General features: G+C 32.5%; 8 protein-coding genes, 1 pseudogene and 1 other annotated feature (1 of these 10 cut by a window edge). Of the genes and pseudogenes, 8 read left to right on the top strand and 1 reads right to left on the bottom strand.

What is annotated here, in order from left to right; genetic code table 11:
- The first annotated feature begins 443 nt into the window (after positions 1-443).
- The 8 genes from rpmH (at position 444) to rpoE (ending at position 9,480) form a co-directional block, all read left to right on the top strand.
- Entirely contained in the window at positions 444-578 is a 135-nt protein-coding gene (gene rpmH / locus VXM77_RS12235) for a 50S ribosomal protein L34 (protein WP_006784010.1), read from the top strand.
- Between the two features lie 55 nt (positions 579-633).
- Positions 634-978, top strand: coding sequence for a ribonuclease P protein component (gene rnpA / locus VXM77_RS12230; protein WP_338506476.1), 345 nt, complete (start codon positions 634-636; stop codon positions 976-978).
- A 109-nt stretch (positions 979-1,087) separates the two neighbouring features.
- On the top strand, positions 1,088-2,446 hold the full coding sequence (gene mnmE, locus VXM77_RS12225) for a tRNA uridine-5-carboxymethylaminomethyl(34) synthesis GTPase MnmE (protein WP_161831424.1): 1,359 nt from the start codon (positions 1,088-1,090) through the stop codon (positions 2,444-2,446).
- A gap of 1,075 nt (positions 2,447-3,521) precedes the next feature.
- Positions 3,522-3,746 (top strand) — a binding site (T-box leader).
- 57 nt (positions 3,747-3,803) lie between these two features.
- Complete coding sequence (gene asnS, locus VXM77_RS12220; protein WP_161831422.1) at positions 3,804-5,195, top strand: asparagine--tRNA ligase; 1,392 nt, start codon at positions 3,804-3,806, stop codon at positions 5,193-5,195.
- A 125-nt stretch (positions 5,196-5,320) separates the two neighbouring features.
- A protein-coding gene (locus VXM77_RS12215) for an IS3 family transposase (protein WP_338505737.1) occupies positions 5,321-6,651 on the top strand; the annotation gives its coding sequence in 2 pieces (ribosomal slippage) (positions 5,321-5,702 and positions 5,702-6,651; 1,332 coding nt in all).
- A gap of 219 nt (positions 6,652-6,870) precedes the next feature.
- Positions 6,871-7,308, top strand: coding sequence for a DUF1934 domain-containing protein (locus VXM77_RS12210; protein ID WP_237658888.1), 438 nt, complete (start codon positions 6,871-6,873; stop codon positions 7,306-7,308).
- A 2-nt stretch (positions 7,309-7,310) separates the two neighbouring features.
- Positions 7,311-8,972, top strand: a complete 1,662-nt coding sequence (gene argS, locus VXM77_RS12205; protein WP_161831418.1) for an arginine--tRNA ligase — start codon at positions 7,311-7,313, stop codon at positions 8,970-8,972.
- Positions 8,973-8,994: 22 nt separating this feature from the next.
- Positions 8,995-9,480: a DNA-directed RNA polymerase subunit delta gene (gene rpoE / locus VXM77_RS12200; protein ID WP_161831416.1), complete on the top strand. Its 486-nt coding sequence runs from the start codon at positions 8,995-8,997 to the stop codon at positions 9,478-9,480.
- A 650-nt stretch (positions 9,481-10,130) separates the two neighbouring features.
- Here the strand turns inward: rpoE and VXM77_RS12195 are convergent.
- A pseudogene (locus VXM77_RS12195) lies at positions 10,131-10,676 on the bottom strand (ISL3 family transposase); it runs 294 nt beyond the window's last position.

Raw genomic sequence — 10,676 nt, 5'->3', positions numbered from 1 at the left:
CGTGTACACCTCATCTTAGAGTCTCTTCTATCAACATTATAGCATAACAAAATGTTAAAGAAGTCCACAAACTATAAAAAAAAATAAAAACTTATTAACATCTTGTGGATATTATTAAAATCAATACATATTACTACACTTTTCGACAACAAAAGGTGGATAAACTATTCTAATTTTATTGATATTATCAACGTTTCTATTATTTATCCTCATATCCACATGTCATATAATCAACAAATTGTCGAAATGTTGATTATATTGTGGAAAGTGAGATAAAATTAACACTATATCTATGTTTATTAACATATCCACATGTGTATATAATTTTTATTATCTGGACAATATATAGGTGCTTATGCAAAAAGTAATGTTTGACTTTCTTCTGAATATTTACTATAATATTGAATTATGCTATGGTATAAGACTCTTAGGAGGTGTTATAGATGAAACGTACTTGGCAACCTAACAAACGTAAACGTGCAAAAACTCATGGTTTCCGCGCTCGTATGGCAACACCAGGAGGACGTAATGTTTTAGCGCGTCGCCGTAAAAAGGGTAGAAAAGTGTTATGTGCATAAGACCACTCTTTAAAGTGGTCTTTTTACTATATAAAAAACTATAGCGGGTGAGCTAATGCAAAAAAAATATCGAATTAAAAAAAGTACCGAAATAGAAAAAGTAATGAAGCGTGGTCGTTCAAGGGCAAATTCTTATTTCATTATATATAAATGTATTAACAAGGAAATAGCTAATCCCCGGTTAGCTATTTCTGTGGGAAAAAAGGTCGGAAAAGCCTTTGAACGCAATAAGGTCAAACGATACGTTCGAAATATTACTATAGAACATCTAAATGAGATAAACCCGGATTATGACTATTTTGTTATTGCACGAAAAGGTGTAAAGGAATTAGATTATGCCGAATGTAAGTACCAATTAGAGCAACTATATAAAAAGATCGGAATGATCCCAAAGTCATAAATATAAAAAACGTCAAAATAGACCTCAAATGGGGTCTATTTTGACGTTTCACTAACCCAAATGTTAAAATAAATTATTATTTAACTATACTAGTTTCGGAGGTGTTTGCATGTTTCAAGATACAATCGCAGGTATTGCCACTGCCATGGGAGAGGGAGCTATCTCTATTATTCGTGTCAGCGGTAAGGATGCCATATCCATTACAAATAAGTTATTGAATGGGCGAGATTTACATAAAGCTCAAAGTCACACGATTAACTACGGTTTTATATACAATCCCGAAACGGGAGAAAAGGTTGATGAAGTGCTAATTTCAGTGATGCGTGCTCCACGCACCTTTACTGCCGAAGATGTTGTTGAAATAAATTGTCACGGTGGGATATTGGTAACAAATAAAATTCTTGAATTGCTATTGGTTGCCGGAGCACGAGTCGCTGATCCCGGAGAGTTTACAAAAAGGGCATTTTTAAATGGGAGAATCGATTTAGCCCAAGCGGAATCTATTATGGATATCATCCATGCTAAAAGTGAACAATCATTATCTCTGGCCTTGAATGGATTAGATGGTAGAATATCACGTCTAATTAAGGAAATGCGCGAGGAAATATTGAACATTATTGCGAATATAGAGGTTAATATCGATTACCCAGAGTATGATGATGTAGAGGAGATGACTTCCGAATTACTACTTCCTCTTTCCATGAAGATAAGGGAAAAAATGATTAAGCTTTTGGAAACTGCTAAAACTGGACAAATTTTAAGAGATGGAATTAAAACTGCAATTATTGGACGACCAAACGTAGGAAAATCAAGTCTACTTAATCAGTTGATGCGGGAGGAAAAGGCAATTGTAACGGATATAGCTGGGACTACCAGGGATACTGTTGAAGGATATATAAATGTTGGTGGATTAACACTTAATTTAATTGATACAGCTGGAATACGGGAAACAACAGATATTGTGGAAGCTATTGGCGTAGAAAAGTCGAAAAAAATATTAAGTGAAGCACAACTAATCTTACTCGTTTTAAATAATAATGAACCACTAACAGATCAAGATAGACAGTTATTAAAACTTACAGATGAAAAAAAACGAATTATTATTTTGAATAAAACAGACTTAGAATCTAATATTGAACGTAATGAAATTCCTAACTATATTGAAACTTCAATGGTTTTAGATGAGGGTATTGAACTTTTAGAAAATAGTATTAAAGAAATGTTTGAGCTAGGAGAGATAGGTTCTACGGATATGACCTATATATCAAATGCTCGTCATATCGCTAAATTAAAGCAGGCCCTTACCTCCCTCGAAGATGCAATTGAAGCGATGAAAATAGGGATGCTTGTGGATATGGTTGAAATTGATATAAAAAATGCCTGGCATATTCTTGGGGAAATTCTCGGGGAAGATATTGGAGATGCATTACTAGATGAATTATTTAGTAAATTTTGTTTAGGAAAATAAATCAAAATGTAATTAAAATAAGTACACAAGTCAAACTTAATAAAATACTTTTTAAACGAAGCTATTTGAATAAGAATAGTTTCGTTTTTTCTTTTATTTGTTATTTTTAAGGTTGGTTCGATGAAGAAATAAGGCCTGTTATGGATGTTTTTAAATGTAATTTTATTTAATACTTTATTTCTTATCTATTAAGTGTATTAGCACTTTATTATATATAACGAGTGTGCCTATAGAAAAAAGAAACACTTAAATAAGTATTAGAAGGGTGAACAGTAATCGACAATATAAAACATTATGCGATAAAATATACACAGCATGTGTGTATAAATTTTAAATACATCAACAGTTTATTAACAAGATATCTACAATCTAAAATATGATAATATCAATAAATTTAGGGTTTATCCCCAATATCCACATATATTATTTTTATTATTATTAAAAAAAGAAAAAATATATTATCGAATTATGTAGAAATTTGTTATTTATCTCGAGATAACATCGAAAAAAGAAAAAAACAGTTATTTTGTAAGAAAATGAGTTATATCGCTTGAATTCCGAGAGTTTTAAACTTTAAATATTTAAGATCACTTGTGTTTAATCTCTATAATTCGACAAAAACAAACACCTTATTCACATAGTTGTTGATAATAATCGACATATATCAACAACTTGTCTACAATTTATTCACATCCAAAAACATCGTTAAATCGACACTTTAGTACACTTATCCACTGTATCCCCAACGTTTATTATTGATTTTATTATTTAAACAAAATATTATTAATTATTGCATTTTGCGACTAAAAGCATTATTTTTTGACATATGACAACAGATTCTTTGTATCGAAGTTTAGGTGAAATAATAAAAAAATAATATTTTAAAAAATACAATAAAAGGACTAGCGAAAATAATCAAATTTAAATTCTGCAAAATAAAACATAAATTAACATAATTCACGTTATTGCAAAAATTTTATTATTTTGTCGAAGAAGGTGTTTGGAGTATAGGATAAATATTCGATGAGTAAATATTGACTAATAAGAGCAAAGGGTATAATATTTAAATAATTAAATATTTACGTTGAAAAGGAGAGTAGCTTTTAATTGAAATTGTAGCGATCTAGGGATGGTGAGAGCCTAGAATGGATTTGGAAGTGAAGAACACCTTGGAGTAACTTACCGAAAACAATGTTTGTAAGTAGATTAAGTCGTAAATTCCGCGTTAAGGATGAAGTGTAAGAACTATATGTTCTTAAACTAGGGTGGTACCGCGGATTAACAGTCATTCGTCCCTTTTTTGGATGAGGACTGTTTTTTATTTTTAGTAATTAAAAAAATTAAGGAGGATTTTTAGATGGAGAAAGTTGTAACACGACAATTATTTAGAAACTTAGAACGATTTGAACATCAGTCTATTGAATTGAATGGATGGGTTAGAAATAATCGTGCTCAAAAATCTTTTGGCTTCTTAATGATTAATGACGGATCATTTTTTGAAACCATTCAGGTTGTATATGAGGAAAGTTTAGATAATTTTAAAGAAATCCAAAAAATCCGTGTAGGTTCAGCTGTAACTGTATATGGAGTAGTTATACCTACGCCAAATGCTAAACAACCTTTCGAGATTAAAGCGCATAAATTAGTCTTAAAAGGAGATTGTCCGGAAGATTATCCAATTCAACCTAAAAGACATACTCGTGAATTCTTAAGAGAAGTAGCTCATTTACGTCCCCGAACTAATTTGTTTTCTGCCGTTTTTAGAGTGCGTTCATTAGTTGCATTTGCAATACATAGCTATTTTCAAGAAAAAAACTTTGTATACGTGCATACCCCAATTATTACAGGTTCTGATGCTGAGGGAGCGGGAGAGATGTTTCGAGTTACAACACTAGACTTAGATAATATCCCTCGAAATGAGGAAGGAGTCGTAGATTTCAAACACGATTTTTTTGCTAAGTCTACTAACTTAACAGTATCGGGACAACTTGAAGGGGAAGCATTCGCTCTTGCCTTACGAGATGTTTATACATTTGGCCCGACTTTCCGTGCAGAAAATTCTAATACCCAACGTCATGCATCAGAATTTTGGATGATTGAACCAGAAATGGCGTTTGCCGACCTAAAAGACGATATGGATATGGCAGAGGGAATGATTAAATATATTATTAACTATGTACTAGAAAATGCCCCAGAAGAGATGAACTTTTTTGATCAGTATGTTAGCAAGGGAGTACTAAATCGAGTTCAAACTGTTGCTAATTCTACATTTAAACGAATTACCTATACAGAAGCAATCGATATTTTATTAACTGCCAATAAAAAGTTTGAAAATAAAGTTGAATGGGGGATTGACTTGTCGACTGAACACGAAAGATACCTGACTGATGAAGTTTTTAAATCGCCGGTATTTGTAACAGACTATCCTAAGGACATTAAAGCATTTTATATGAGAGTTAATGATGATCAAAAAACAGTAGCAGCTATGGACCTGTTAGTTCCAGGGGTAGGAGAACTAATAGGAGGATCCCAACGAGAGGAGCGTCTAGATATTTTAGAAAAACGTATGGAGGAAATAGGTGTTCCTACAGAAGATTTAAATTGGTATTTAGACTTACGTCGTTATGGTGGTGTGACTCATTCAGGATTTGGATTAGGTTTTGAGCGTATGGTTATGTATCTAACTGGAGTTGAAAACATTCGTGACGTAATTCCTTTTCCACGTACCCCTAAAAATGCTGAATTCTAATTGATGATAAAAAAACTAGAAAAATAGATATAAAATGTACCCTAGAGAGTAGACAAATAAAAAAAGTCTACCTTCTAGGGCCTTTTTGTTATAATATTAACTATTAGATTTTAGGAGGATTTTAAATGAGCAAGAAGTTATTTACACCACAAGAGATTGAACAACTCAAACAAAACGAATATGTTAAGTCAGTATCTGAAAAAGGGATTACTTATACGAAAGAATTTAAGGAGAACTTTATTATGATGAGCGAGAAAGGAAAGTTTCCGCGAGAGATATTCGAATACTATGGATTTAATGTTACGGTGCTTGGCATGCAGCGTGTGAATTCTGCAGCTAAACGTTGGAAACAAGCCTTTAAAACCCAGGGCCCATTAGGATTGGATGATAGTCGTACTAAGAATTCTGGAAGGTCCCTAAAACGAGAGTTAACGCTAGAAGAACAATTATTACGCACGCAGGCTAAATTAGAAGTTTTAAAGATTGAGAACGAATTATTAAAAAAGTTGAGACTCATGAGAAAAATGCTCGAATAGTCTCTAAAGAAGTAAAGTTTCAAATGATTCATCAAGTAGTGAATCAGACATCAACTAAATTTAAATCTTTAATTTCTCATTTATGCGATAGTCTTGGTGTTTCAAGATCAGGTTATTATCGTTATTTTTCGTTATGTGCTGAAGAAGCTCGTTTAAAGCGATTAAAGGAGGAACAACATCGTTTAGAAGTTATTCAAAAGGCCATTTGTTTTAAGGGACGAAAAAACAAGGGAATTCGCCAAGTAGCGATGGTTCTTAAAGGGGAATTCAACATTATCTTTAACCTAAAATCTATTCATCGAATCATGAAAAAGTATGGACTATTGAGTCAAGTTCGTCGAAGCAATCCCTATCGTAAACTCGCTAAAGCGACACAAGCACATCGTGTCTGTCCAAATCTTGTTAATCGTCAATTTAGGCCATTAGAACCTTATAAAGTTCTATTAACCGATATCACTTATTTAAAATATGGAAAGGGTCAGACTGCCTATCTCTCGACCATCTTAGATAGTGCAACAAATGAAGTTTTAGCTTTTCAATTAAGTGAGCATTTAAAGATAGATTTTGTTCTCCAAACACTGAACCAACTTCAAGAAAATCCGACTGTCCAATTAACGAAGGAAACGATTATTCACTCCGATCAGGGCGTGCATTATACGAGTCCGCAATTTTCGAATCAATTAAAGGAATTAGGAATTCAACAATCAATGTCTAGGAAGGGGAATTGTTGGGATAACGCTCCACAAGAATCATTTTTTGGGCATCTAAAAGATGAAGCAGATATAACCAATCAACTGACATTTGATGATTTACTCATTGAAATTGAAGAATATATAGATTATCATAACAACTTTAGATATCAATGGAATTTAAAAAAGCTGACTCCTGTAGGATACAGAAATCAGCTTCAAGTTGCTTAGGTTTTTTTCTTTGTCCTTGACAAAGGGTACAGATTAATTATTTTCCTAGTTTTTTTTGTTTTTTTTATAGATATAATTTAAAAAATTGATTCCAAAAAATTCTAAATAGAATAAGACATCGTATATATTTATAAAATTATTGCAATAATCATATAGAATGGATAAAATAAATTGTGCTATAATTAAAAGATAAAATTACACATTATGGATGATGGTAGAATGGTTATGAGTAAAATAACGGGTGTGGTTAATTTTCATATGAAATTAACTCAAGGTTTAGAGGTAACAGAGACCTCGTATGAGACGCAAGGAAAATATTATAAAAAAAATAATATAGGCTTTTTATTCTTTGAAGAGAAAAATATTGACGATGACCATATTACGAAGTGTAGATTAGAATTTGATGATAACACTATTCGTATTCGTCGCAATGGAACGATAATATTAGATCAAAGATACACCACAAAAAAAAATGTAGATGGGTATATAAAAACGCCTTACGGTGAACTTATTAGCACGGTAAAAACTCATTGTTATAATCTAGAGGAATGCGAAAATAAATTTCGGATAAATTTAGACTACGATTTAACTGTACAAAAGGAAAGAGTAGGAAATTATAAACTGAGCATTTATTTTAAAAAGGAGGATATGTCTTAGATATGATCCAAACGCTGAAAGAAAACTTAAAGAATGAAATTAAGGAAACAGTTATCAAGTGTGGTTATGTTTCTTGTGAGGAAGATATCAATGTTATTTTAGAAAATGCGAAAGATGCAAAACACGGGGATTATTCGACTAATATTGCAATGCAGTTAACTAAACGTGCAAAGAAAAATCCACGTATTATAGCTGAAGAAATAGTAAAAAACTTTGATACAAATAAAGCTGATGTTGCAAAAATTGAAATTGCCGGCCCAGGTTTTATCAATTTTTTCCTGAAAAAGACGGTATTTACTAAGTCTATTAAAGGCATCATTGATTTAGGTGATGATTACGGTAAAAGTAATTCCGGAAAAGGTTTGAAATATAATGTTGAGTATGTTTCAGCTAATCCGACTGGCGACCTACATTTAGGTCATGCTCGAGGAGCTGCCTTGGGTGATTCTCTTTGCCGACTTTTGTCGAAAGCGGGATATGATGTGACTCGTGAATACTATGTAAATGATGCGGGAAATCAAATTCATAATTTAGTTGTTTCGGCTTATGCTCGTTATTTAGAGGCATTAGGGAATGAATCAAAAATGCCGGAAGATGGTTATTATGGACCGGACATTATTTTGTTAGGACAAATGATGGCGGAAAAATATAAAGAGCAATTTGTTGGAAAATTAGATGAAAATTATGATTTGATTCGTCAAATATCGCTTGATTATGAGTTAGATAAAATTAAAAAAGATTTAAATATGTTTGGGGTAGAATTTGATTTATTTACGAGCGAGAAATCAATCTACGATAAAAACCTCGTGAAAGAATCAATAGATCTTCTTCAATCAAAGGGATATATTTATGAAAAAGATGGGGCAATTTGGTTCCGTTCGACTGATTTTGGAGACGACAAGGATAGAGTTTTAAAAAAATCAGATGGCTCATATACTTACCTAACACCGGATATTGCAAATCATATCGAAAAACTTAATAGAGGAAATGATAAGTTAGTAGATATTTGGGGAGCAGACCATCATGGATATATTGCTCGCGTAAAAGCTGCGATGCAGGCATTAGGATATGAGGCGGATAAATTAGAGGTAGATATTATTCAGATGGTTCGCTTAATTAAAGACGGAGAAGAGTTCAAAATGTCTAAGCGAACGGGAAAAGCTGTTACGATTCGTGATCTTGTTGATGAGGTTGGAGTAGATGCTGTTCGTTATTTCTTTGTCATGCGTAGTGGTGAAACACAAATGGATTTCGATTTAGATTTGGCTACGAAAAAGTCAAATGAAAATCCTGTTTACTATGCTCAATATGCACATGCAAGAACATGTTCTATATTAAGACAGGCTAAAGAAAAAGGCTTTTCCGTTGACGTAAAAGAAAATTATGAATTTATTAATCACGAAAAAGAGTATGAAGTTATTAAATTAATGGGGGAATTTCCTAACGTTGTAGCAGATGCAGCAGCAAAAAGACGTCCTCATTTAATTTGTAATTACGTAAATGATTTAGCAACAGCCTTCCATAGCTTATATAATGCTGAAAAAGTAATTAATGAAGAGGATAATGCAAAAACAAACGAAAAATTAGCATTGATCCAAGCTCTTGAGATAACTATAAAAAATGCATTAAATTTAATTGGAGTATCGGCGCCGGAAAGAATGTAAATTATACAGAGGAGGATTTAGAATGACTACACATAATGAAGAAATGTCAATGTTAGAAGTAGCGGAGTTATTAATTCAAAGAAAAATAAAGCCTCAAAAATTCGAGAAAATCGCTAAAGAGGTATGCGAAATTATGGGATTAACTGATGAACAGTTTCAAGCAAGATTACCACAATTTTATTCAGATTTGACCTTAAGCGGTAAGTTTGTAACTGTGGGTGAAGATAAATGGGATTTAAAATCACGTCAAAAATATGAAGTAGCTAACTATGATACATATGATATCGATTTCGATGATGAGGAAGTAGAAGCAATTACTGAAGATGGGTTTGATACATATGATGCCGAACCTGTCTACAAGGAAGAAATGGATAAAGATGAAACTGATGAGTTTTTAGATAAGGCTGATAATGAAGATGATTACAGTGATGAAAGTGAAGTAGAGGTTGATGAGGACCCAGAAGAGTTTGAAGGTCTAGCTATATACCAAGAGGATGAATTAGAATAGTTGTTCAAATTAAGGTTTTTAGGTTAAGACGATAAAAGATTAATCTCAGGAAAATAATAGATACTCGTAAATCTTCCAACAAATGGATGCTTAATAGTAGCGTTTGTTGGAAGATTTTTTTGATGCACTATGTTAAAAGGTTAATGAAATGATAGTCTATCGCAGTGAAAGACTAAATTGAAATCCTAGTGGCTATACTGCTAGGATTTTTGTTTTAGGTTTTGTTAGATTTTGAACCATGAGAATACGAGATTTAATTACCCTAGCAATGGAGGAAATGTACGAGCTTCGCTACATACACTAGGGGACCCAATGATAGAAACTACGGTATCCAAAGGCAATACGCCTAATGACCTTAATTTTATTATTAATTCCTTCGATGGGACCATTTGTGTAATGAGTTGAGAGAGTATTTTTAATATAGGATTGATAAGTTTTAAAGGTTTGGAAAGCTGTTTGAAACTCAGGAGAAACAAGTGGGTGTTCCGTTTCGAGTAAATGATTAAATCGTTTTAAGTTTTTCGTCTGAAGAGCGAAAAGTAACTCTGGGTATAAATCATAAGTTGCTTTTAATTCAGAAGGTGTTTAAAACAGTAAACTGATCGATAAGTGGTGACATTAAGTAAAGCGTGAGATTTTAAAAATAAACGTTAATAACGTTTGAATTTACGACCATGCTTTTTGAACTTTTTCATGAATCGAATTCGAGTTTTATTCAGTGCACGAGAGAGATATTGAACAAAATGAAATTTATCAATGATAATTTAGGCATGAGGAAAAAGATTCTTAATGAGGCTGATGTAAGGAGCGTACATATCAATCACAATATTTTTCACTCGATGACGTGCTTCCTTTGTGTATCGTTTAAAATAAGCTTGAAGGGAGCTTAAACGACGATCTTCAACGATATCGATGATTTGTTTTGAGTCAGCATCGCAAAAGATAAAAGACATATGACCCTCAGCAGATTTAACGGATTTAAATTCATCAAAACAGAGATTTTCAGGTAAATAATTAAGGTTTAAAGTTTGAGAGTTATAAAAGCTATGGATGATTCGATTGACGGTTGAATGAGAGACCTGATGGCGACGTGCAATATCACATTCAGAAATTTTATTTTGGGCCTCTAAAGCAATGGCGTGTTTCGTGTGATAAGAAATGTAATAGTTCTTTTCAACGATTGAAGTACTTAGTGT

This window comes from Turicibacter sp. KK003, from assembly GCF_037014675.1.
Taxonomy (GTDB): domain Bacteria; phylum Bacillota_I; class Bacilli_A; order MOL361; family Turicibacteraceae; genus Turicibacter; species Turicibacter faecis.
Note: the sequence above shows the minus strand (reverse complement) of the source record. Positions and strands in the feature narration are given on the sequence as shown.

Bases quoted from the DNA above. Each gene is read 5' to 3' on its own strand.
- mnmE (WP_161831424.1), top strand. From the start codon at position 1,088: ATGTTTCAAGATACAATCGCAGGTATTGCCACTGCCATGGGAGAGGGA.
- rnpA (WP_338506476.1), top strand. From the start codon at position 634: ATGCAAAAAAAATATCGAATTAAAAAAAGTACCGAAATAGAAAAAGTA.
- rpmH (WP_006784010.1), top strand. From the start codon at position 444: ATGAAACGTACTTGGCAACCTAACAAACGTAAACGTGCAAAAACTCAT.
- rpoE (WP_161831416.1), top strand. From the start codon at position 8,995: ATGACTACACATAATGAAGAAATGTCAATGTTAGAAGTAGCGGAGTTA.
- asnS (WP_161831422.1), top strand. From the start codon at position 3,804: ATGGAGAAAGTTGTAACACGACAATTATTTAGAAACTTAGAACGATTT.
- VXM77_RS12210 (WP_237658888.1), top strand. From the start codon at position 6,871: ATGGTTATGAGTAAAATAACGGGTGTGGTTAATTTTCATATGAAATTA.
- argS (WP_161831418.1), top strand. From the start codon at position 7,311: ATGATCCAAACGCTGAAAGAAAACTTAAAGAATGAAATTAAGGAAACA.